The organism is Mycobacterium paraterrae (assembly GCF_022430545.2).
GTDB lineage: Bacteria > Actinomycetota > Actinomycetes > Mycobacteriales > Mycobacteriaceae > Mycobacterium > Mycobacterium paraterrae.
In genome coordinates this window covers 4,751,265-4,774,315 of sequence record NZ_CP092488.2, presented here as the reverse complement: position 1 = coordinate 4,774,315, position 23,051 = coordinate 4,751,265, and the positions used below count along the sequence as shown (strand labels likewise).

19 protein-coding genes and 3 rRNA genes are annotated in these 23,051 nt (G+C 63.7%); 18 read left to right on the top strand and 4 right to left on the bottom strand.

All coding sequences use genetic code 11. From position 1 onward, the window contains the following. Window positions 1-6: 6 nt before the first annotated feature. Window positions 7-219 carry a Trm112 family protein gene (locus tag MKK62_RS23005; RefSeq protein WP_240263544.1) on the top strand — a complete coding sequence of 71 codons (213 nt, stop codon included), beginning with the start codon at window positions 7-9 and terminating at the stop codon, window positions 217-219. Here the strand turns inward: MKK62_RS23005 and MKK62_RS23000 are convergent. The 3 genes from MKK62_RS23000 to MKK62_RS22990 are packed head-to-tail and all read right to left on the bottom strand — an operon-like array spanning window position 185 to window position 2,315. Further along, entirely contained in the window at window positions 185-802 is a 618-nt protein-coding gene (locus MKK62_RS23000) for a TetR/AcrR family transcriptional regulator (RefSeq protein ID WP_240263545.1), read from the bottom strand. The two genes, MKK62_RS23005 and MKK62_RS23000, sit on opposite strands and share 35 nt — an antisense overlap. Then, window positions 799-1,617 carry an ABC transporter permease gene (locus MKK62_RS22995; RefSeq protein ID WP_434084986.1) on the bottom strand — a complete coding sequence of 273 codons (819 nt, stop codon included), beginning with the start codon at window positions 1,615-1,617 and terminating at the stop codon, window positions 799-801. The genes MKK62_RS23000 and MKK62_RS22995 overlap by 4 nt, the downstream gene beginning before the upstream one ends. After that, window positions 1,563-2,315, bottom strand: coding sequence for an ABC transporter ATP-binding protein (locus tag MKK62_RS22990; protein ID WP_240263546.1), 753 nt, complete (start codon window positions 2,313-2,315; stop codon window positions 1,563-1,565). The genes MKK62_RS22995 and MKK62_RS22990 overlap by 55 nt, the downstream gene beginning before the upstream one ends. A 59-nt stretch (window positions 2,316-2,374) precedes the next feature. On the opposite strand from MKK62_RS22990, the gene MKK62_RS22985 reads away from it, so the two are divergent. From MKK62_RS22985 to xerD, 17 genes are all read left to right on the top strand, one after another. Continuing rightward, window positions 2,375-2,986, top strand: a complete 612-nt coding sequence (locus MKK62_RS22985; protein ID WP_240263547.1) for a DNA-3-methyladenine glycosylase — start codon at window positions 2,375-2,377, stop codon at window positions 2,984-2,986. A 53-nt stretch (window positions 2,987-3,039) separates the two neighbouring features. After that, a complete protein-coding gene (gene tyrS, locus MKK62_RS22980; RefSeq protein ID WP_240263548.1) occupies window positions 3,040-4,314 on the top strand; it encodes a tyrosine--tRNA ligase in 1,275 nt (424 codons plus the stop codon). A 379-nt stretch (window positions 4,315-4,693) separates the two neighbouring features. Further along, window positions 4,694-6,226, top strand: a 16S ribosomal RNA gene (locus MKK62_RS22975). Window positions 6,227-6,556: 330 nt separating this feature from the next. Further along, a 23S ribosomal RNA gene (locus MKK62_RS22970) occupies window positions 6,557-9,671 on the top strand. Window positions 9,672-9,758: 87 nt separating this feature from the next. Continuing rightward, window positions 9,759-9,871, top strand: a 5S ribosomal RNA gene (gene rrf / locus MKK62_RS22965). Together the 16S, 23S and 5S rRNA genes form the textbook arrangement of a ribosomal RNA operon. Before the next feature lie 237 nt (window positions 9,872-10,108). Next, window positions 10,109-10,705, top strand: a complete 597-nt coding sequence (locus MKK62_RS22960) for an LLM class flavin-dependent oxidoreductase (protein ID WP_240263549.1) — start codon at window positions 10,109-10,111, stop codon at window positions 10,703-10,705. Between the two features lie 74 nt (window positions 10,706-10,779). Continuing rightward, window positions 10,780-11,601: a tetratricopeptide repeat protein gene (locus tag MKK62_RS22955; protein ID WP_240263550.1), complete on the top strand. Its 822-nt coding sequence runs from the start codon at window positions 10,780-10,782 to the stop codon at window positions 11,599-11,601. 1 nt (window position 11,602) lies between these two features. Next, window positions 11,603-12,592, top strand: a complete 990-nt coding sequence (locus tag MKK62_RS22950; RefSeq protein ID WP_240263551.1) for an HAD-IIA family hydrolase — start codon at window positions 11,603-11,605, stop codon at window positions 12,590-12,592. Window positions 12,593-12,644: 52 nt separating this feature from the next. Beyond that, window positions 12,645-12,854 carry a hypothetical protein gene (locus tag MKK62_RS22945; RefSeq protein WP_434085127.1) on the top strand — a complete coding sequence of 70 codons (210 nt, stop codon included), beginning with the start codon at window positions 12,645-12,647 and terminating at the stop codon, window positions 12,852-12,854. Window positions 12,855-12,862: 8 nt separating this feature from the next. Further along, window positions 12,863-13,684, top strand: coding sequence for a TlyA family RNA methyltransferase (locus MKK62_RS22940; protein ID WP_240263552.1), 822 nt, complete (start codon window positions 12,863-12,865; stop codon window positions 13,682-13,684). Further along, the gene (locus tag MKK62_RS22935) at window positions 13,681-14,604 is read left to right on the top strand and encodes an NAD kinase (protein ID WP_240263553.1); all 924 of its coding nucleotides are present in this window, start codon (window positions 13,681-13,683) and stop codon (window positions 14,602-14,604) included. Before MKK62_RS22940 ends, MKK62_RS22935 begins: the two co-directional genes overlap by 4 nt. A 2-nt stretch (window positions 14,605-14,606) precedes the next feature. Further along, a complete protein-coding gene (recN, locus tag MKK62_RS22930) occupies window positions 14,607-16,388 on the top strand; it encodes a DNA repair protein RecN (protein ID WP_240263554.1) in 1,782 nt (593 codons plus the stop codon). Window positions 16,389-16,493: 105 nt separating this feature from the next. Next, a complete protein-coding gene (steA, locus tag MKK62_RS22925; protein ID WP_240263555.1) occupies window positions 16,494-17,687 on the top strand; it encodes a putative cytokinetic ring protein SteA in 1,194 nt (397 codons plus the stop codon). Between the two features lie 12 nt (window positions 17,688-17,699). Continuing rightward, window positions 17,700-18,650, top strand: a complete 951-nt coding sequence (locus MKK62_RS22920; RefSeq protein WP_240263556.1) for a copper transporter — start codon at window positions 17,700-17,702, stop codon at window positions 18,648-18,650. Window positions 18,651-18,834: 184 nt separating this feature from the next. After that, window positions 18,835-20,595, top strand: a complete 1,761-nt coding sequence (gene pyrG / locus MKK62_RS22915) for a CTP synthase (RefSeq protein WP_240263557.1) — start codon at window positions 18,835-18,837, stop codon at window positions 20,593-20,595. Beyond that, entirely contained in the window at window positions 20,588-21,214 is a 627-nt protein-coding gene (locus MKK62_RS22910; protein ID WP_240263558.1) for an NUDIX domain-containing protein, read from the top strand. The genes pyrG and MKK62_RS22910 overlap by 8 nt, the downstream gene beginning before the upstream one ends. Then, the gene (gene xerD / locus MKK62_RS22905) at window positions 21,211-22,158 is read left to right on the top strand and encodes a site-specific tyrosine recombinase XerD (RefSeq protein WP_240263559.1); all 948 of its coding nucleotides are present in this window, start codon (window positions 21,211-21,213) and stop codon (window positions 22,156-22,158) included. The genes MKK62_RS22910 and xerD overlap by 4 nt, the downstream gene beginning before the upstream one ends. Here the strand turns inward: xerD and MKK62_RS22900 are convergent. After that, entirely contained in the window at window positions 22,155-22,910 is a 756-nt protein-coding gene (locus MKK62_RS22900; protein ID WP_240263560.1) for an O-methyltransferase, read from the bottom strand. The two genes, xerD and MKK62_RS22900, sit on opposite strands and share 4 nt — an antisense overlap. Between the last annotated feature and the right edge of the window lie 141 nt (window positions 22,911-23,051).

Genomic DNA, 23,051 nt, shown 5'->3' with positions numbered 1-23,051 from the left:
GGCAACGTGATCGACGACAATCTGCTGAGCATTCTGGTGTGCCCAGCCGATCGCGGACCGCTGACGCTCGTCGATCAGCAGCTCTACAACCCACGGCTTCGCCGGGCCTACCGCATCGAAGACGGTATCCCGGTGTTGCTGGTGGACGAGGCAATCGAGGTCGACGACGACGAGCATGCGCGGCTCATCGCGCGGGGAACTCCGGCAGATCCCCAGTGAGGTAGCGCTGCAAGTTAGGTGCGACGGTGTCTGCCACCAGCTGCGCGGGCAACGACGCGAAAGGCTCGAGCCCGAGGATGTAGCGCGCCATCACCACGCCGACCAACTGCGAAGCGACGAACTGGATGCGGATGATCCCGCTGCCGATCGGACTGTCGACTCGTGGGCCCACTTCGACCGCGATGACGTCCTCGATGAAGGTTCGGAAGAGGTTGGCTTGCGACCCGGCGAGAATCGAGCGCAGCGTCGCGATGAAGCTCGCGCCGATTTCGGAGTCCCACAGCGCCAACAAGATCGAGGGTATTCGGTGGCCGAGTTCGTCGACCGGCACCTCGCGCAGCGGGCCGACTACGTCCATGGGATCGATGGGAATGTGGATCGCCGCGGCGAACAACTGCTCTTTGGTGCCGAAGTAGTGGTGCACCAACGCCGAGTCGACCCCGGCCGCCGCCGCGACCGCGCGTATCGACGTGTTCTTGATTCCGTTGCGAGCGAACAGCTCTCGGGAGCTGGCAAGGATCCGCTCACGGGTGTTGGAATTGCCCGCGGGTCGGCCCGGTCTTTTGCGGCCGGAGTCGCTCATGGCGTCTGACGCCGCAGCGTTGCGGCGGCAAAGCACAGCGCCGCCAGTGCGAAGCCCACCACGATCACAATGTCCCGGATTGCGGTACCGGTCAATTCGGTGTGGGCACCCACTTCTTGCAGGGCCTCCAGCGCGTAGCTGGCCGGCATGAGGTTGCTGATCCATTCCAGCCAGGTCGGCATCGTGGCGCGCGGGGCGATGATGCCGGCAAGCAGCAGCTGCGGCACCATCACCAGCGGGATGAACTGCACGGCCTGAAACTCCATGCGCGCGAACGCACTACACAGCAGGCCAAGTCCGACCCCAAGCACCGCGTTCACGATCGCAATCACGAACACCCATAGGGGACTGCCCGCAGTGTCGAAGCCGAGCAGCCAGAACGAGACACCGCACGCCAGGGTGGCCTGTATCACCGCGGCGATCGAAAACGCTGTGCCATAAGCGATCAACAGATCCAGTCGGCGCAGCGGGGTGGTCAAGATTCGCTCCAACGTCCCCGACGCACGCTCTCGCTGCATCGTGATGCACGTGATGATGAACATCATGAAGAGGGGAAACAGGCCGAGCAGAATTAGACATGCGTTGTGGAACGGCGTTGGGCTAGCGGGGCGGTGCGGCGCGTTCTCGAACATGAAATAGATCAGGGTGATGACCAGAATCGGCACGAACAAGATCATCGCAATGCTTCGTGGGTCGGCCATCAACTGGCGCAGGATGCGAAAAGTCGTAGCTGCGAACGGTTTCAGCTGACTTCGAAGCCCTAACTGGCTCGGCGCGTGATGATCGACAGGAAGGCGTCCTCCAGTGACCGACATCCGGTGTCCTCTCGTAGTTGAGCCGGGGTGGTGTGCGCGATCAGATGGCCCTCGCGCATGAGGATGAGGTCGCCGCAGTGATCGGCTTCGTCCATCACATGGCTCGACACCAGCAATGTGGTTCCGCCACGGGCCAGCTCGTCGAACCGTTCCCACAAGTTGGCCCGAAGCACCGGGTCCAGTCCGACGGTGGGCTCGTCGAGCACCAACAGCTCCGGCCGACAGACCAGTGCGCACGCCAGCGATACCCGAGTGCGCTGACCGCCGGACAGGTTGGCGCAGTAGGCAGTGCTGTGATCGCCTAGCCCCACCAGTTCGACCGCCGACTCGGCGGCGGCATCGTCGAAGCCGTAGAGCGCTGCGAAATAGCGGACGTTGTCGATGACGCGCAGGTCGTCGTAGATCGTGGGGTTTTGTGGGACGTACCCGACCCGATGCCGCAGCGCCGCCGATCCAGCTGGAAAGCCGAGCACCCGCACCGAACCCGAAGTGATCAGCTGTGTGCCGACGATGCAGCGGATCAATGTGGTTTTTCCGCAGCCCGATGGGCCCAGCAGCCCGGTAATGCTGCCGCGCGCCACCCGGGCCGAGAAGTCACGCAGCGCAGGCCGTTTTCCACGAATGACCCGTAGGTGGTTGATGTCGATCGCTGCCTCGTGACGGTGATGCAATAATTCATCATTTGATGAAGTCATCATGCGATGAATAATCCGCCCCTGCTGGTCGGGTGTCAAGGACCACGTGCAGAATCTGTTGGGTGGGCGCTGACCAACTCGCGGTTGACCCGGTTGAAGCGGCGTACCGCCTTCTCGGCGCCACCCTCAGCGGTCGCGGCGTCAGCGCGACGATCGTCGAGGTCGAGGCTTACGGCGGCATTCCGGACGGACCGTGGCCGGACGCCGCCGCGCATTCGTACCGCGGCGTGACCGAGCGCAGCGCCGTGATGTTCGGCCCGCCCGGTCGGCTTTACGCCTACCTCAGCCACGGCATCCATGTCTGCGCGAATGTGGTCTGCGCCACCGACGGGACGGCGGCGGCGGTACTGTTGCGCGCCGCTGCGATCGACACTGGACTCGACGTCGCCCAACTGCGGCGTGGCCCCACGGTCCGGCCTCGGGCGCTGGCGCGCGGACCCGGGAATCTGTGCGCGGCTCTAGGAATCAGGTTGGCGGACAATGGGATCGATCTGTTCGACGCCGACAGTCCGATCCGCTTGACACTCAATGGCGTCGTAGACGCAACCGCGGGGCCTCGCGTCGGGGTCAGTCAGGCCGCTGACCGCGCGTGGCGCCTGTGGATGCCGGGACGAGCCGAGGTATCGGCTTATCGACGCAGCCCCCGTGCTCCGGCGCCGGGTGCCAGCGACTGAGTCGTGCGCGCCCGCCCGTGAGGCGGCTTGCAGGTGCGAGAAGATTAGTGATCGTGGGCGCTGAAATCATCGAAGAGCTGGGCTGGCGTGGGCTGATTGCGCAGTCGACCGACCTCGACGCGCTGGCTGCGGACGCCGCGAGGGGTCCGATCACGCTGTACGCGGGATTCGACCCCACCGCGCCCAGTTTGCATGCCGGGCATCTGGTGCCGCTGCTGGCGCTACGTCGGTTTCAGCGGGCCGGTCACCGGCCCATCGTTTTGGCCGGTGGCGCGACAGGCCTGATTGGCGACCCGCGCGAAACCGGCGAACGAGTGCTCAACACGGCCGACACCGTTTTGGAGTGGACCGGACGGATCCGAGGGCAGCTCGAGCGTTTCGTCGACTTCGACAAATCGCCGACGGGGGCCATCGTGGAGAACAACCTCGAGTGGACCGGCGCGATGTCTGCGATTGAACTACTGCGCGACATCGGCAAACACTTCTCGGTCAACGTCATGCTTGACCGCGACACCGTCAAGCGTCGCCTGGAAGGTGAGGGCATCTCCTATACGGAGTTCAGCTACATGCTGTTGCAGGCGAACGACTTCGTCGAGTTGCATCGGCGTCATGACTGCGTGCTGCAGATCGGCGGTTCCGACCAATGGGGAAACATCATCGCCGGTGTCCGGCTGGTTCGGCAGAAACTGGCGACCTCCGTGCATGCGCTGACGGTCCCGCTGGTGACCGCGGCCGACGGCACCAAATTCGGCAAGTCCACCGGTGGTGGGAACCTCTGGCTGGATCCGGAGATGACGAGCCCTTACGCCTGGTACCAGTATTTCGTCAACACCGCCGATGCCGACGTCATCCGGTATCTGCGGTGGTTCACCTTCCTGCCGGCCGATGACTTGGCGGAGTTGGAAGCGTCCACTGCCGAGCGTCCGCAGCAGCGCGCGGCCCAACGACGCCTGGCGCGCGAGCTCACCACTTTGGTCCACGGTGAGCAGGCGACCGAGGCGGTCGAACACGCCAGTAGTGCCCTGTTCGGACGCGGCGAACTGACGCGGCTGGATGACGCCACGCTGCGCGCGGCGTTACAGGAGACGTCGATTGCGCAGTTGCGGCCGGGAGCGCCGGACGGGATCGCCGAGCTCTTGGTGGCCAGCGGCCTGGTGCCGAGCAAGGGGGCCGCGCGGCGCACCATCGCCGAAGGCGGGGCATACGTCAACAACACCAAGATCGTCGACGAGTCGTGGACGCCGCAGCCTTCCGATTTCCTTCACGGACGGTGGCTGGTGCTGCGTCGCGGCAAGCGGAACATTGCCGGCGTCGAACGCGTTGACTGATCTTGAGCCGGCTGAAACACGCCGTCTAGCAGCTTGTTTGACTCTTAGTTTGCGGTCACGTAACTTAATCGAGTCGCTGCGACCCGGCCAGGCCGGAGAGCGCGGCGGCATCCCAGAGGGACACCCATTTCGGTGGGGTTCCTCGACGTCCGAGGAGCGAGCATGCGGGTAAAACCGCAGGGCTTGTTGCGCGGCCGGGGAGGGTGTTGTTTGAGAACTCAATAGTGTGTTTGGTGGTTTTGTTTTGTTGTTGTTTTTGTCATGCCTCCGTGTTTTCCCGTTTGTGGGGGTGTGATGTTTTTTGATGCCGGTTTTGGTGTCTTTTTTGTTGGGATTGGATTGTTCTGATTCGGATTCTGCCGGGTTGTTCCGGGGTTTTTGTTTGGAGAGTTTGATCCTGGCTCAGGACGAACGCTGGCGGCGTGCTTAACACATGCAAGTCGAACGGAAAGGCCCTTTCGGGGGTACTCGAGTGGCGAACGGGTGAGTAACACGTGGGTGATCTGCCCTGCACTTTGGGATAAGCCTGGGAAACTGGGTCTAATACCGGATAGGACTACGGCCTGCATGGGTTGTGGTGGAAAGCTTTTGCGGTGTGGGATGGGCCCGCGGCCTATCAGCTTGTTGGTGGGGTGATGGCCTACCAAGGCGACGACGGGTAGCCGGCCTGAGAGGGTGTCCGGCCACACTGGGACTGAGATACGGCCCAGACTCCTACGGGAGGCAGCAGTGGGGAATATTGCACAATGGGCGCAAGCCTGATGCAGCGACGCCGCGTGGGGGATGACGGCCTTCGGGTTGTAAACCTCTTTCACCATCGGCGAAGCCGGTAGCTTTTGTTGCCGGTGACGGTAGGTGGAGAAGAAGCACCGGCCAACTACGTGCCAGCAGCCGCGGTAATACGTAGGGTGCGAGCGTTGTCCGGAATTACTGGGCGTAAAGAGCTCGTAGGTGGTTTGTCGCGTTGTCCGTGAAATTCCCTGGCTTAACTGGGGGCGTGCGGGCGATACGGGCAGACTGGAGTACTGCAGGGGAGACTGGAATTCCTGGTGTAGCGGTGGAATGCGCAGATATCAGGAGGAACACCGGTGGCGAAGGCGGGTCTCTGGGCAGTAACTGACGCTGAGGAGCGAAAGCGTGGGGAGCGAACAGGATTAGATACCCTGGTAGTCCACGCCGTAAACGGTGGGTACTAGGTGTGGGTTTCCTTCCTTGGGATCCGTGCCGTAGCTAACGCATTAAGTACCCCGCCTGGGGAGTACGGCCGCAAGGCTAAAACTCAAAGGAATTGACGGGGGCCCGCACAAGCGGCGGAGCATGTGGATTAATTCGATGCAACGCGAAGAACCTTACCTGGGTTTGACATGCACAGGACGCCGGTAGAGATATCGGTTCCCTTGTGGTCTGTGTGCAGGTGGTGCATGGCTGTCGTCAGCTCGTGTCGTGAGATGTTGGGTTAAGTCCCGCAACGAGCGCAACCCTTGTCTCATGTTGCCAGCGCGTTATGGCGGGGACTCGTGAGAGACTGCCGGGGTCAACTCGGAGGAAGGTGGGGATGACGTCAAGTCATCATGCCCCTTATGTCCAGGGCTTCACACATGCTACAATGGCCGGTACAAAGGGCTGCGATGCCGTGAGGCTTAGCGAATCCTTGAAAGCCGGTCTCAGTTCGGATCGGGGTCTGCAACTCGACCCCGTGAAGTCGGAGTCGCTAGTAATCGCAGATCAGCAACGCTGCGGTGAATACGTTCCCGGGCCTTGTACACACCGCCCGTCACGTCATGAAAGTCGGTAACACCCGAAGCCAGTGGCCTAACCCTTGTGGGGGGAGCTGTCGAAGGTGGGATCGGCGATTGGGACGAAGTCGTAACAAGGTAGCCGTACCGGAAGGTGCGGCTGGATCACCTCCTTTCTAAGGAGCACCACGAAAAACATCCTCAATTGGTGGGGGTGTGGGCCGTGAGGAATTCGTGCGCTGTAGTGGCGCCGGGTTTGGTGCACAACAACATGTCTGACCTGTGATGCCTGCGTGGGAGAGCCGTGGGTGGGTTGGCGGATCATCAAACACACTGTTGGGTCCTGAGGCAACACCTGCTGTTGTCCTGTGGTCGTTGGATCGCAGGGGTGGGGTTGTCGCCCTGACTTGGTGGTGGGGTGTGGTGTTTGATTTGTGGATAGTGGTTGCGAGCATCTTTAGCAATTGACTGTTTTTTCAGTTTTTTGTCGAGAGTGTTTTTTGTGTTTGTAAGTGTTTAAGGGCACATGGTGGATGCCTTGGCATCAGGAGCCGATGAAGGACGTGGGAGGCTGCGATATGCCTCGGGGAGCTGTCAACCGAGCGTGGATCCGAGGATGTCCGAATGGGGAAACCCGGCACGAGTGATGTCGTGTCACCTGTATCTGAATACATAGGGTGCAGGGGGGAACGCGGGGAAGTGAAACATCTCAGTACCCGTAGGAAAAGAAAACAATAGTGATTCCGTGAGTAGTGGCGAGCGAAAGCGGAGGATGGCTAAACCGTGCGCATGTGATACCCGGCGGGGGTTGTGTGTGTGGTGTTGTGGGGTTTGTGTTCTGTGGTCCGCCGATCGCAGCATCAGTAGTGGCGTGTTAGTCGAAGTGGCCTGGGATGGTCTGCCGTAGACGGTGAGAGCCCGGTAGGTGAAAACATGTTGCCTGGTGTCGCAAATACCCGAGTAGCAGCGGGCCCGTGGAATCTGCTGTGAATCTGCCGAGACCACTCGGTAAGCCTGAATACTTCCTGATGACCGATAGCGGATGAGTACCGTGAGGGAATGGTGAAAAGTACCCCGGGAGGGGAGTGAAAGAGTACCTGAAACCGTGTGCCTACAAGCCGTCAGAGCCTTCCCTTTTGGGTGGGGTGATGGCGTGCCTTTTGAAGAATGAGCCTGCGAGTCAGGGACATGTCGCGAGGTTAACCCGGGTGGGGTAGCCGCAGCGAAAGCGAGTCTGAATAGGGCGTATCCACCGTTGTGGTGGTGTAGTGGTGTGTTCTGGACCCGAAGCGGAGTGATCTACCCATGGCCAGGGTGAAGCGCGGGTAAGACCGCGTGGAGGCCCGAACCCACTTAGGTTGAAGACTGAGGGGATGAGTTGTGGGTAGGGGTGAAAGGCCAATCAAACTCCGTGATAGCTGGTTCTCCCCGAAATGCATTTAGGTGCAGCGTTGCGTGTTTCTTGCCGGAGGTAGAGCTACTGGATGGCCGATGGGCCCTACTAGGTTACTGACGTCAGCCAAACTCCGAATGCCGGTAAGTCAAAGCGTGGCAGTGAGACGGCGGGGGATAAGCTCCGTGCGTCGAGAGGGAAACAGCCCAGATCGCCGGCTAAGGCCCCTAAGCGTGTGCTAAGTGGAAAAGGATGTGCAGTCGCATAGACAACCAGGAGGTTGGCTTAGAAGCAGCCACCCTTGAAAGAGTGCGTAATAGCTCACTGGTCAAGTGATTGTGCGCCGATAATGTAGCGGGGCTCAAGCACACCGCCGAAGCCGCGGCAACGTATTTATACGTTGGGTAGGGGAGCGTCCTGCATCCAGTGAAGCCACCGAGTGATCGAGTGGTGGAGGGTGTGGGAGTGAGAATGCAGGCATGAGTAGCGATAAGGCAAGTGAGAACCTTGCCCGCCGAAAGACCAAGGGTTCCTGGGCCAGGCCAGTCCGCCCAGGGTGAGTCGGGACCTAAGGCGAGGCCGACAGGCGTAGTCGATGGACAACGGGTTGATATTCCCGTACCCGTGTGTGCGCGCCCATGACGAATCAGCGGTACTAACCACCCAAATCCCGGATCATCGGCGACCTTCGGGTCAACGAGTTCTGGGGGCTGCGTGGGATCTTCGCTGGTAGTAGTCAAGCGATGGGGTGACGCAGGAAGGTAGCCGTACCAGTCAGTGGTAATACTGGGGCAAGCCCGTAGGAAGACATTCAGGTAAATCCGGGTGTCACATATTCCGAGAGGTGATGCATAACCGGATGAGGTGAATTCGGTGATCCTATGCTGCCGAGAAAAGCCTCTAGCGAGCTCACACACGGCCCGTACCCCAAACCAACACAGGTGGTCAGGTAGAGAATACCAAGGCGTACGAGAGAACTATGGTTAAGGAACTCGGCAAAATACCCCCGTAACTTCGGGAGAAGGGGGGCCCACACACCGTCATGGCCTGCGCGGCCGGCAGCGGGAGTGGGTCGCAGAAACCAGTGAGAAGCGACTGTTTACTAAAAACACAGGTCCGTGCGAAGTCGCAAGACGATGTATACGGACTGACGCCTGCCCGGTGCTGGAAGGTTAAGAGGACCCGTTAACCCCTTTGGGGGTGAAGCGGAGAATTTAAGCCCCAGTAAACGGCGGTGGTAACTATAACCATCCTAAGGTAGCGAAATTCCTTGTCGGGTAAGTTCCGACCTGCACGAATGGCGTAACGACTTCTCAACTGTCTCAACCATAGACTCGGCGAAATTGCACTACGAGTAAAGATGCTCGTTACGCGCGGCAGGACGAAAAGACCCCGGGACCTTCACTATAGCTTGGTATTGATGTTCGGTACGGTTTGTGTAGGATAGGTGGGAGACTGTGAAACAATTACGCCAGTAATTGCGGAGTCGTTGTTGAAATACCACTCTGATCGTATTGGACCTCTAACCTCGAACCGTATATCCGGTTCAGGAACAGTGCCTGGTGGGTAGTTTAACTGGGGCGGTTGCCTCCCAAAATGTAACGGAGGCGCCCAAAGGTTCCCTCAACCTGGACGGCAATCAGGTGTTGAGTGCAAGTGCACAAGGGAGCTTGACTGCAAGACCTACACGTCAAGCAGGGACGAAAGTCGGGACTAGTGATCCGGCACCCCCGAGTGGAAGGGGTGTCGCTCAACGGATAAAAGGTACCCCGGGGATAACAGGCTGATCTTCCCCAAGAGTCCATATCGACGGGATGGTTTGGCACCTCGATGTCGGCTCGTCGCATCCTGGGGCTGGAGCAGGTCCCAAGGGTTGGGCTGTTCGCCCATTAAAGCGGCACGCGAGCTGGGTTTAGAACGTCGTGAGACAGTTCGGTCTCTATCCGCCGCGCGCGTCAGAAGCTTGAGGAAACCTGTCCCTAGTACGAGAGGACCGGGACGGACGAACCTCTGGTCCACCAGTTGTCCCACCAGGGGCACCGCTGGATAGCCACGTTCGGACAGGATAACCGCTGAAAGCATCTAAGCGGGAAACCCCCTCCAAGACCAGGCTTCTCACCCATTAAGTGGGATAAGGCCCCCCGCAGACCACGGGATCAATAGACCAGACCTACAAGCCCAGCAATGAGCTCAGGGAACTGGCACTAACCGGCCGAAAACTTACACACACGCAACCACTAACCCACAACAACCAAACTGCTGCACCCCACCACCAAAAACACCACGAACCACACCCAAAAACGGGTGAATAAAGTTACGGCGGTCATAGCGACAGGGAAACGCCCGGACCCATCCCGAACCCGGAAGCTAAGCCTGCCAGCGCCGATGATACTACCCACCCGGGTGGAAAAGTAGGACACCGCCGAACACACACAACACACCCGTGCCCCCCAAAACCTTTGGGGGGCACGGGCATTTGTGCATTAACAAAATTTCCCCGCAACACCGAACCGGCCGGGTACTCGAAGCGCAGCGTTTGTTCAGCTAGTCCGGCCGCGAACACTTCAGCCCCGCAACAGAAATCGATGATGCCCCGAACCAACATCCTGCTGGCCCGCTCTATCCGCCGACCATTTTGGCCAAGCAACTTGCGAGCCTTGCGCTGGTGGCGGGCGGCCGGCTGGCGATCGGCGTCGCGGTCGGTTCCCGAGCGGACGACTACGTCGCAGCGGGAGTGGATTTCGAGAAGCGTGGCCGGTTGCTCGATCAGGAAGTGACTACCATGCGCGAAGTCTGGAGCGGTAAGCCGGTGGTCGGTGACAGCCCGATAGTGCCTGAGCCGGTGGACATTCCGCTGCTGTTCGGTGGCCGGGGTAAGGCGGCGCTACGCCGTGCGACGACTGTCGGCGACGGCTGGGTCGCCGGAGCGCTGCGTGACTACACGGGCCAGGCGCAGTTCCTTGATCGGGTCCGGCAGGGCTGGCGTGAGGCCGGACGCGTCGGCGAGCCGACGAATCACGCATCGGTGAACTTCGCGATCGGAGGCGCTGGGGTAGCCGACGCCGGCCGCAGCCATCTAGCGCACTACTACGGATTCAAGCCTGACTACGCCAAGCTCAATGTTGACGACATCATCACCACACCACAGGATGCGCGCGACACCGTCCGCGCCTACGCCGACCTGGGCTTCGACCGGGTGCTGTTCCACCCAGCCGTCTCGTCACTCGAGCAGGTGGACCGGCTGGCCGATGCCGTGCTCTGACCGACAGACCGGGATTACCGGGACCAGTGCCGGGGGCCGTATCCTGGCACGAGGTTTCGTGGCGAAAGGTTTCCGTGGTCGACAACAGAACAGGTGGTGATCGTCGCCCGTCTCGCGAGCGGGGCGGGGACGGCCCGCGGGGACCGCAGCATCGCGGCAGGCGTCCCGAGGGGCCGTCGTCACGGTCGGCCGGTGACCGCAGACCACAGCCTCGAAACGGCGCCAACGACGAGGCCAAGGGCCCGCCGATCCCACCCGAGATCGAAGCCAAGCAACTGGCCCCCGAAATCCGCCGGGAACTCAGCACTTTGGACAAGGCCAACGCCGACGCCGTGGCCCGTCATCTCGTTGCGGCGGGGACATTGCTCGACGAGGACCCAGAGGCCGCGCTCAGCCACGCCCGCGCCGCCCGGGCGCGCTCCGGGCGGATCGCCGCCGTGCGGGAAGCCGTCGGCATCGCGGCCTATCAGTGCGGCGACTGGTCCCAGGCAATCGCGGAACTGCGCGCGGCACGCAGGATGGGCAGCAAATCGCCGCTGCTTCCGTTGATCGCCGACTGCGAACGCGGACTGGGCCGCCCGGAACGCGCCCTCGAACTGGCCCGTGGTGACGAGGCGAGCAAGCTGACCGGTGATGAGGCCGACGAGATGCGGATCGTCATCGCCGGCGCCCGCACCGATCTCGGCCAGCTCGAGCAGGCACTGACGGTGCTGTCGACTCCTCAGCTCGACCCCGCTCGCACCGGCACCATTTCCGCACGGCTGTTCTACGCCTACGCCGAGGTGCTCCTGGCGCTCGACCGCAAAGACGAGGCGCTGCAATGGTTCTTGCACGCCGCCGAGGCCGACATCGACGGGGCCACCGACGCCGAGGACCGAGTGAGCGAGCTCGGTTGACGTGGGAACCCTTGCGCGGGAACATGATTGTCTGCTTCTCGATCTCGACGGAACGGTCTTTCGCGGTCATGAACTGACCGAGGGCGCGGTCGAGGCGCTGGAGAAGGCGCCGGGCCGAGCGTTGTTCGTCACCAACAACGCCTCGCGCAGCGCCGGTGAAGTCGCCGCACACCTCCAAGACCTCGGCCTGCAAGCTGCCGACGACGACGTCGTCACCAGCGCGCAGAGCGCAGCTCACCTGCTGGCAAGCCAATTGCCGTCGGAGTCGCGGGTCCTGGTGGTCGGCACGGAATCGCTGGCCGCCGAAGTCGCGGCAGTCGGGCTCAGGCCGGTTCGCAGCTACGACGACGGTCCCGGCGCCGTGGTACAGGGCCATTCACCCGAGACCGGGTGGGCGAACCTTGCCGAGGCGGCGCTGGCCATCCGGGCCGGCGCAGTATGGGTCGCCGCCAATGTCGACGCCACGCTGCCGACCGAACGCGGCCTGCTCCCGGGAAACGGATCGATGGTGGCCGCCCTCAAGGCGGCTACCGACGCCGAGCCGCAGGTGGCGGGAAAGCCAGCGCCCACATTGATGCGAGATGCCTTGGCGCGCGGTGACTTTCGCACACCGCTGGTGGTCGGCGACCGGCTCAACACCGACATCGCCGGCGCCAACGCGGCCGAGCTGCCCAGCCTGATGGTGCTGACCGGGGTCAACTCCGCGTGTGACGCGGTGTACGCGGTGCCCGAGCAGCGCGCTTCTTTCATCGGTCACGACCTGCGAGCGCTTCATCAAGACGCCGAAGAGCTGAAAGTGGGCCCGCAGGATGCCTGGACGGTCGACACCGACGGCGGTACAGCGGTTGTAAGAGCGGCGCACCACGACGACGGAGACGGCCTCGCGATTGTCCGTGCCGTCGCCCACGCCGTGTGGTCCGCTCAGGCCACCAGCGTCCGAGCCGGCGACGATACCGCACACGCCGCCCTACAACGATGGTCTCTGGCGTAAATCCCGTACCGTGGTAACGCGATGAGTCGCGCCGACGACGATCGGCAGCGTAGTGGGATGCCAACGAGACAGGAGAAGTGGCGCAATCAGTACCGACCCTGAAGAGATTCGTGCACGGATCGACGCCGCGATCGCCGAGTTGCCGGATCCCGCCGACACCGAGAACGGACCCGCCGAAGCCGATCTCGAAGAGATCGCGCGCAAACTCTCCCAGGCGCACGACATGTTGGTGCAGGCGCTGGAGTCGGCGGAGAAGGCCTGAGGGCTGTCGTGCCCCGGCGCACCCGTGTTGATGCCGAGCTTGTCCGCCGCGGGCTCGCCCGGTCACGACAGCAGGCTGCGGAACTGATCGGCGCCGGCAAGGTCAGCATCGACGGGATGCCCGCGGTCAAGCCTGGTACGGCGGTCGCCCCCACCTCGGCGCTCAAGGTCACCGACGACACCGAACGCGGCTGGGTGTCGCGCGGCGCCCACAAGCTCATCGGCGCACTGGACGCTTTCGGAATCGACGTCGAGGGACGACGCTGTCTCGACGCCGGTGCGTCGACCGGCGGTTTCACCGAGGTGCTGCTGGATCGCGGGGCGCGCGAAGTGGTGGCGGTCGACGTCGGATACGGACAGCTGGCCTGGTCACTGCGGTCCGACGACCGGGTCGTGGTGATCGAGCGCACCAACGTACGACAACTCACTCCAGAGGCGATCGACGGCACGGTCGATGCTGTCGTCGCTGACCTTTCGTTCATTTCGCTGACCACGGTGTTACCGGCGTTGACTGGCTGCGCGTCCGCCGACGCGGATATCGTGCCTATGGTGAAGCCGCAGTTCGAGGTGGGTAAAGGTCACGTGGGAGCCGGCGGCGTCGTTCACGATCCCGAACTGCGGGCGAGTGCCGTGCTCCACGTCGCCCGTCGCGCCGAAGATCTGGGATGGCACGCGATAGGGGTCGCCCCCAGCCCGCTGCCCGGCCCGTCGGGCAACGTTGAATACTTCCTGTGGTTACGCGCCGAAACCGATCGGGGTCTGTCTGCTGATGAGTTGGAACGTGCGGTTCGCGGCGCAGTCGAGTCAGGTCCGGGAGGGCAGTCACAGTGACGACTGAGCGCACCGTCCTGCTGGTGGTCCACACCGGTCGCGAAGAAGCGACTGAGACCGCTCATCTAATCGAAAAAGTGTTGAGCGCCAACGATATTCGGCTTCGCGTCCTGTCCGCGGAAGCGGTTGACCGCGGTCCGGTGCCACTCGGTCCGGACGACGAGCGCGCGTTGGGCGTCGATATCGAACTCGTCGACGCCGATCCCGACGCCGCGGAGGGCTGCGAGCTGGTCATCGGCTTGGGCGGCGACGGCACGTTTCTGCGTGCTGCCGAGCTTGCCCGCAACGCCAACGTCCCGGTGCTCGGTATCAACCTCGGGCGGATCGGATTTCTGGCCGAAGCCGAGACCGAGGGCATCGACCGTGTTCTCGAGCACGTCGTCGCTCGGAGTTACCAGCTCGAGGAACGGTTGACCCTCGACGTTGCGGTGATGGTCAAGGGCGAGGTCATTTCTCGCGGGTGGGCGCTCAATGAGGCCAGCCTGGAGAAGGGCCCTCGCCTCGGAGTGCTCGGCGTCGTCCTCGAGGTCGACGGCCGTCCGGTGTCGACATTCGGCTGTGACGGTGTGCTGGTCTCGACACCGACGGGTTCGACGGCCTACGCGTTCTCCGCAGGTGGGCCCATCATGTGGCCCGACCTGGAAGCGCTGCTGGTCGTGCCGAACAATGCCCACGCGCTGTTTGCTCGTCCGATGGTCACCAGCCCGGATGCGCGCATCGCGATCGAAATCGAGGCTGACGGGCACGACGCGCTGGTGTTCTGCGACGGTCGCCGTGAGATGCGGGTACCCGCGGGTGCGCGGCTGGAAGTGCAGCGCTGCGACGCTTCGGTGAAATGGGCTCGGTTGGACAGCGCGCCGTTTACCGACCGACTGGTGCGCAAGTTCCGGCTGCCCGTCACCGGCTGGCGCGGACGGTAGCTGTGCTCTCCGAGATTCGGATCGAGTCGCTTGGCGCCATCAGTGTCGCGACGGCCGAATTCGGTCGCGGTTTAACGGTTTTGACCGGTGAGACCGGTACCGGAAAGACCATGGTGGTGACCGGGTTGCATCTGCTCGGCGGAGCCCGCGCGGACGCGAACCGGGTTCGTTCCGGGGCTGAGCGCGCCGTCGTCGAAGGTCGTTTCACCACAGCCGATCTCGACGACAAGTCCGTTGCGTTGCTCGACGAGCTGCTCGACGGCTCAGGGGCCGAGCGCGACGAGGACGGCAGTATCATCGCGCTGCGCTCGGTCAGCCGTGAGGGCCCGTCGCGGGCCTACCTGGGCGGGCGCAGTGTCCCGGCGAAATCTCTGAGCGGTTTCACCGCCGAGCTGCTGACGCTGCATGGCCAGAACGACCAGCTGCGGCTGATGCGGCCCGACGAGCAACGCGGTGCGCTCGACCGGTTCGCCGGAGTCGACGCCAAGCTGGAGAAGTATCGCAAGCTGCGCGACGCCTGGCAGACGGCCCGCCGAGACTTCGTCGACAGGAGCAACCGCGCCCGTGAACTGGCGCAGGAAGCTGATCGGCTGAAGTTCGCGCTCGACGAGATCGGTACCGTCGATCCGGCTCCCGGTGAGGACGACAGCCTGGTGGGCGAAATCCGTCGGCTCTCCGAGCTGGACGCGCTGCGCGAAGCGGCGTCCGGCGCCCGCGTCGCATTGGCCGGCGCGGCGGATGACGCCAGTGCAGACCCGACGGCGCAATCCGCGTCGGCGGCCGACTGTCTGGGGCGCGCCAAGGCGGCATTGGAGTCGACCGATGATTCCACACTAGGTGGACTGGCCGCCCAGCTCGATGAGGCGCTGACCGTCGTCGGCGATGTCTCGCGCGAGCTCGGCGGCTATCTCGGCGAATTACCTTCGGACGCCAGCACTTTGGATGGCAAGCTGGCCCGGCAGGCGGAGCTGCGCACCCTCACCCGCAAATACGCCGCCGACATCGACGGCGTGCTCGCGTGGGCCCGCGAGGCGCGCGAGCGATTGGCTCAGCTCGACGTCTCCGAAGAGGCGTTGGCGGGCCTGCAACGCCGCGTCGAAGAGCTTGCACTCGAATTGGCTGGCGCCGCAGCCGAGCTCAGCAAGGCGCGCACGCAGGCCGCCAAGCGGCTCGCGAAGGAAGTCACCAGGGAGCTGTCGGGTTTGGCGATGGCCGATGCCGAGTTCACCATTTCGGTGTCGACAATGCCGGCCACCGCCGACGACCCCGCGGCGCTCACGCTCAGTACTGGTGCGCGGGCCCATGCCGGTGGCGATGGCGTCGACCTTGTCGAATTCGGCTTCGCCGCCCACCGGGGAATGACCGTTCTGCCGCTGGCGAAAAGCGCGTCGGGCGGCGAGTTGTCGCGGGTGATGCTGGCCTTGGAGGTGGTCCTGGCGACGTCGTCCTCGCGGACTGCCGGCACCACGATGGTGTTCGACGAGGTCGACGCCGGCGTCGGCGGGCGGGCGGCCGTCCAGATCGGCCGACGGCTGGCGCGGTTGGCTCGCACCCGGCAGGTGATCGTGGTGACTCATCTCCCGCAAGTCGCTGCCTATGCCGACATCCACCTGATGGTCGACACCAACGGAAAGAACGGCGCCAGCGGCGTACGGCGACTGGACGGCGACGATCGGGTCAACGAGCTCGCCAGAATGCTGGCTGGGCTAGGCGATTCGGACACCGCGCGCGCCCATGCCCGGGAACTGATCGAGGCTGCGGACTGTGATCGGATCGCGACCTGAACTGGGCTACGGCCCTGTGACAGATGTGACAAGATATTACTTCTGAGGCGGTTGTTACGGCGCGCCTCCCCGGTCCGGTTCGGGATCCCCGACAGAATCGCCTCCATGAGCGTGACCACCACTTTGTCCTCGTTGTTGTCCCGTAACACCTCGCGGCCGGGCGTTGTTGGCACCGCCCGGGTCGATCGCGACATCGACCGACTGCTGCGCCGCGTCGGCCCTGGCGACATCGTGGTCCTCGACGTGCTGGACTTAGATCGGATCACCGCCGATGCGCTCGTCGACGCCGAGATCGCCGCCGTTGTCAACGCTTCTCCGTCGGTGTCGGGCCGTTATCCCAATCTCGGCCCCGAGGTGCTGCTGGCCAACGGTGTCACGCTCATCGACGAGACCGGTACGGACGTTTTCAAGAAGGTCAAGGACGGCTCCAAAGTCCGCCTGTACAACGGTGGAATCTACGCTGGAGACCGTCGGCTGATCCGCGGCACGGAGCGCACCGACGAAGAGATCGCCGCCTTGATGCAGGAAGCCAAGAGCGGTTTGGTCTCGCATCTGGAAGCGTTCGCCGGCAACACCATTGAGTTCATCCGCAGCGAGAGCCCGCTGCTCATCGACGGGATCGGCATTCCTGACGTCGACATCGAACTACGCCGTCGCCATGTCGTGATCGTCGCCGACGACGAAGACGCCGCCGACGACCTCAAACGGCTCAAGCCCTTCATCAAGGAATACCAACCGGTCCTCATCGGCGTCGGTACCGGGGCAGACGTCCTGCGTAACGCCGGATATCGCCCCCAGTTGATCGTCGGCGATCCCAGCAACCTGAGCGCCGAAGTACTCAAGAGCGGAGCACAGGTGGTCCTGCCGGCCGACGCGGACGGTCACGCACCGGGCCTGGAGCGCATCCAAGATCTCGGTGTCGGGGCGATGACGTTTCCCGCCGCCGGTTCCCCAGCCGACCTCGCGCTGCTGTTGGCCGACCACCATGGTGCAGCGCTGCTGGTGACCGCCGGCCACCGCGCCAACATCGAGACGTTCTTCGACCGCACCCGCCAGCAGAGCAACCCCTCGACGTTCCTCACGAGGCTGCGCGTGGGCGAAAAGGTGGTGGACGCGAAAGCCGTTGCCACGCTGTACCACAACCGCATCTCCGGCGGCGCGATCGCGTTGCTGATCCTGACAATGCTGCTCTCGATCATCGCCGCGCTATGGGTGTCGCGCACCGACACGGTGGTGCTGCACTGGGCAGGCCTGTACTGGAATCATTTCTGGCTCTGGTTGCAGCACTGGATTCACTAGGACGGTAGCGACGTGATATCTCTTCGCCAGCACGCGATTTCGTTGGCCGCTGTGTTCCTGGCTCTGGCGGTGGGAGTCGTCCTGGGGTCAGGATTTCTTTCCAACACCCTGGTGTCGGGGCTGCGCGACGAGACGCGCACTCTGCACAACGAGGTCAACGGCCTCAACGGCCAGAAGGACCAACTGGCCGCAAAGCTTGCATCTGCCAACGCTTTCGACACACAGATGGCTGGCCGGATGGTGCACGACGCACTCAACGGCAAGTCACTGATCATCTTCCGCGCGCCCGATGCGAAGGACGAAGACGTCGATGCGGTGGCAAAGATCGTCACGCAGGCCGGGGGAGGGGTCACCGGCACGGTGAGCCTGACCCAGGAGTTCGTCGATGCCAATTCGGCGGAGAAGATGCACTCGGTGGTCACCTCATCGGTGCTCCCCGCCGGTGCGCAGCTGAGCACGAAACTGGTCGACCAAGGATCCCAGGCCGGCGACCTGCTGGGCATCGCGTTGTTGATCAACCGCGATCCGGCCACGCCGCCGGTCGACGACGGACAACGCGACACCGTACTCGCGGCGCTGCGCGACACGGGTTTCATTTCTTTCCCGGAACACGGAAATCAGCACCTCGGCGCGTCGAATGCTGCGGCCGTCATCACCGGTGGCGCGCTGGCCAACGACGCCGGCAATCAGGGGCTCAGCGTGGCCCGGTTCGCCGCGGCGCTGGCGCCACATGGGTCGGGCGTGGTGCTCGCCGGACGTGATGGCTCGTCGGACGGACCCGCCGCGGTCGGCGTGGCCCGCGCTGACGCCGCGGTGACCCCGGCGATCAGCACCGTCGACAATGTCGATGCCGAGTCCGGGCGAGTGACGGTGGTGCTAAGTGTCGCGGACCTGATCAACGGTGGTCACACCGGTCAATACGGCACCGGCCACCGCAGCACCGGCCTCACCGTCGCGCAGTAGCGGGGTCCGCCGCGAAGCCGACGCTGGGGCGGTTCGAGCATGCCCGTGTAGGGCCACCGGGCGTGTCAGCGACGAGCCGGCTGAGTGTTTGTTAAGGTGGGTTTCCGTGGGTCGGCAGGCCCAAAGCTGGAAAACAGCCCTCACCAGAGGCTAGCCCTGCGCCGTCTTCACGGAGGTCGCCACATTGCGTAAGCATCCGCAGACCGCCACCAAGCATCTGTTCGTCAGCGGTGGTGTCGTTTCGTCGCTGGGCAAGGGGTTGACGGCAAGCAGCCTGGGACAGCTGCTCACCGCTCGTGGGCTGCAGGTGACGATGCAGAAGCTGGACCCCTACCTCAACGTCGATCCCGGGACGATGAATCCGTTCCAGCACGGCGAGGTATTCGTGACCGAGGACGGCGCCGAAACCGACCTCGACGTCGGTCATTACGAACGATTTCTCGACCGCGATCTGTCCGGCTCGGCGAATGTCACTACCGGACAGGTCTATTCGACCGTGATCGCGAAGGAGCGGCGCGGCGAATACCTCGGCGACACAGTGCAGGTCATCCCGCACATCACCGACGAGATCAAAAGGCGCATCTTGGCGATGGCCGAGCCCGGCCCCGACGGTCGTCGGCCCGACGTCGTCATCACCGAGATCGGAGGCACGGTCGGCGACATCGAATCGCAGCCGTTCCTCGAAGCCGCACGGCAAGTCCGCCACGACATCGGGCGTGAAAACGCGTTTTTCCTGCATGTCTCGCTGATTCCCTACCTGGCACCGTCCGGAGAGCTGAAAACCAAGCCCACTCAGCACTCGGTCAACGCGCTGCGCAGCATCGGTATCACCCCCGACGCGCTGATCTTGCGCTGCGACCGCGACGTGCCCGAACCGCTGAAAAACAAGATCGCGCTGATGTGTGACGTGGACATCGACGGCATCATCTCCACGCCCGACGCGCCGTCGATCTACGACATCCCGAAAGTGTTGCACCGCGAGGAATTAGATGCCTATGTCGTGCGACGGCTCAACCTGCCGTTCCGCGATGTCGACTGGACCGAATGGGACGACCTGCTCCGCCGAGTACACGACCCACAAGAGACGGTGCGAATTGCGTTGGTGGGCAAATACATCGACCTCTCGGATGCTTATCTGTCGGTGAGCGAGGCGCTGCGGGCCGCCGGTTTCAAGCATCGCGCAAAGGTCGACATCCGGTGGGTGGGTTCCGACGACTGCCAGACGCCGGGCGGCGCGGCCGCGGTGCTTGACGACGTGCACGGTGTGCTGATCCCCGGTGGATTCGGAATACGCGGTATCGAGGGCAAGATCGGCGCCATCTCCCATGCGCGGGCCCGCGGCTTACCGGTGTTGGGGCTGTGCCTGGGAATGCAGTGCATCGTGATCGAAGCCGCGCGCTCGGTCGGTCTGTCCGATGCCAACTCGGCGGAGTTCGACCCGAACACCGCCGACCCGGTGATCTCCACGATGGCCGACCAAGAGGACATCGTCGCCGGCGACGCCGACCTCGGCGGGACCATGCGGTTGGGAGCTTACCCGGCTGTCCTCGAACCGGGATCGATTGTGGCCCAGGCTTATCAGACGACCGAGGTGTCCGAACGGCACCGGCACCGCTACGAGGTCAACAACGCCTACCGGGACAAGATTGCCGAGAGCGGCCTGAAATTCTCCGGAACGTCGCCGGACGGGCATCTGGTTGAATTCGTCGAATATCCGCCGGAGATGCACCCGTTCGTCGTCGGCACCCAGGCGCACCCTGAACTCAAGAGTCGCCCGACCCGCCCACACCCGTTGTTCGCCGGCTTCATCGGTGCGGCAATCGACTACAAGGCAGCCGAGCGACTGTCGCTGGAGATTCCCGAGCACCGGGCCAACGGTAATAGCGAGCAGCATGACGGGGCGGGTTCGTCGCTGTCCGAGCCCGAACCTGTCACTCGTGGGTGAGCACGACTTCGAGACGATATCGTCCGAAACTCTGCACACTGGAGCGATTTTCGCGTTGCGAAGCGATCGTGTCCGGATGCCGGGCGGCAACATTGCGACTCGAGAGGTGGTCGAGCTTTACGGTGCCGTGGCCATCGTCGCCATGGACAACCATGGCCGGATTCCGCTGGTGTACCAATACCGCCATCCCCTCAGGCGGCGCCTGTGGGAATTACCCGCGGGATTGCTGGACGTCGAGGGCGAAGCACCTCACCTGAGCGCTGCCCGCGAGTTGCGCGAGGAGGTCGGCCTACAGGCAGAGACCTGGCAGACGCTCATCGATCTCGATTCCGCACCCGGGTTCAGCGACGAATCGGTCCGGGTTTTCCTGGCCACCGGTTTGAGCGAGGTCGAGCGGCCCGAGGCGCACGACGAAGAAGCCGACATGCGCATGGCTTGGTGCTCCCTCGCCGACGCCGTGCAGCGGATCTTCCGCGGTGAAATCGTCAATTCCCTTGCTGTGGGAGGCATTTTGGCGGCTTACGCGGTCACCGAGGGTATCGCGGAGCCGAGGCCGGTCGATGCGCCATGGATCGACCGCTCGACGGCGTTCCGCGCGCGAAAGGCCGCCGACCGATGACCACGCTCGCGCCGCCACTAGAGGGGCAGCTGCAGGGCTACCTCGATCACCTCACCATCGAGCGCGGCGTCGCGGCCAACACGCTGAGCTCCTACCGTCGGGATCTCCGGCGGTATTTCGAGCACCTGACCGCCCGCGGCGTCGACGACATGGTCAAGGTCACCGAAGACGATGTCAGCGAATTTTTGATGGCGCTGCGCCGCGGTGACCCGGAGTCCGGGGTCTCGCCGCTGTCGGCGGTGTCGGCCGCGCGGACGCTAATCGCGGTCCGGGGTTTTCATCGATTCGCCGCAGCCGAAGGGTTGGCCGAATCCGATGTGGCGCAAGCCGTCAAGCCGCCCACACCGGGCCGGCGGTTGCCCAAGAGCCTTAGCCTCGACCAGGTGCTCGCGCTGCTGGCCGGCGCCGGCGGGGACAGCCCGTCGGACGGCCCGCTGACGTTGCGCAATCGGGCGCTGCTCGAGCTGCTCTACTCCACCGGCGCACGGATCTCCGAGGCGGTGGGACTCGACATCGACGATGTCGACGCTCAGGCCCGATCGGTGCTGCTGCGTGGTAAGGGCGGCAAGCAGCGCTTGGTTCCCATCGGCCGGCCGGCGGTGCAGGCATTGGACGCCTACTTGGTTCGCGGGCGTTCGGAGCTGGCGCGCCGCGGCCGCGGTACCCCGGCCATCTTCCTCAACGCCCGCGGCGGGCGGCTCTCGCGGCAGAGTGCGTGGCAGGTGCTGCAGGATGCTGCGGAGCGCGCCGGCATCACCTCGGGGGTATCACCGCACACGCTGCGGCACTCGTTCGCGACCCACCTCCTCGAAGGCGGGGCCGACGTCCGCGTCGTCCAAGAGCTGCTGGGACACGCGTCGGTCACCACGACGCAGATCTACACCATGGTGACCGTGCATGCGCTGCGCGAGGTCTGGGCCGAGGCCCACCCCCGGGCTCGCTAACCACCTAGGTACTGCGACTCGAGCACCAAGTCTGAGACCAAGCTTTGGTATTCCAGATGTGCCTTGTGCTCGATGGTGTTCCATAGCGCGCCCTGCTGCCGGCGCATGTATTCGCGGTATTTTGGGGCGCCAGGAATTCGGACGTTGTCGGCGACCGCGATTGACCCGGGATGCAGCCACCCCCGATCCATGATGCTCAGCAGGTCGTCCAAATACGCGTCCTTGTCGTGGTCAAGGAAGACGAAATCCACTGTGCCGGAGCTAAATCCGTGCTCGCTCGCGAGCGCGTCGAGCGTCCGGTCGCCGTCGCCGATGGTGCCGACCACACAGGTGATCCGATCCGCGACACCGGCATGCGCCCAAATCCGTCGGGCATTAACCGCGTTGGCCTCCGCGAGCTCGACCGAGAACACCCTGGCACCCGGCGCGGCGCGGGCGATGCGGAGCGCGCCATAACCGCAGTATGTGCCCAGCTCCAGTGCCAGCTTCGGATCAGCCCGGCGGACGGCCGCGTCGAGCAGCGCGCCCTTCTCGTCGCCGACATTGATCAGCATCGATTTCTCGTAGGCGAACCGGTCGACGGTTGCTATGACGTCGTCGATATCGCCCGCGCGGGCGTGGGTCAGGACGTATTGAATGGCGGCGGCTTCGCGACCGTCACCGATCTGGCCGGTGGTGGTGATATTTCGGGCACCGGTCGCCATCCGCCAGAAAGACCACCGCAGCAGGGGGATGCGCTGCTTCAAACTCATGATCGCCACCCTAGCCCGCACGACTACGCACACCAGCGCCCTAAATTCGCAGGTGACGTTGTTGCGGGTCTTCCGGCAGGAGCGCTCGTAACCGTTAGACTCATCTGCCATGTCCGCAGTTGCCCGACCGCCGCGCACGAG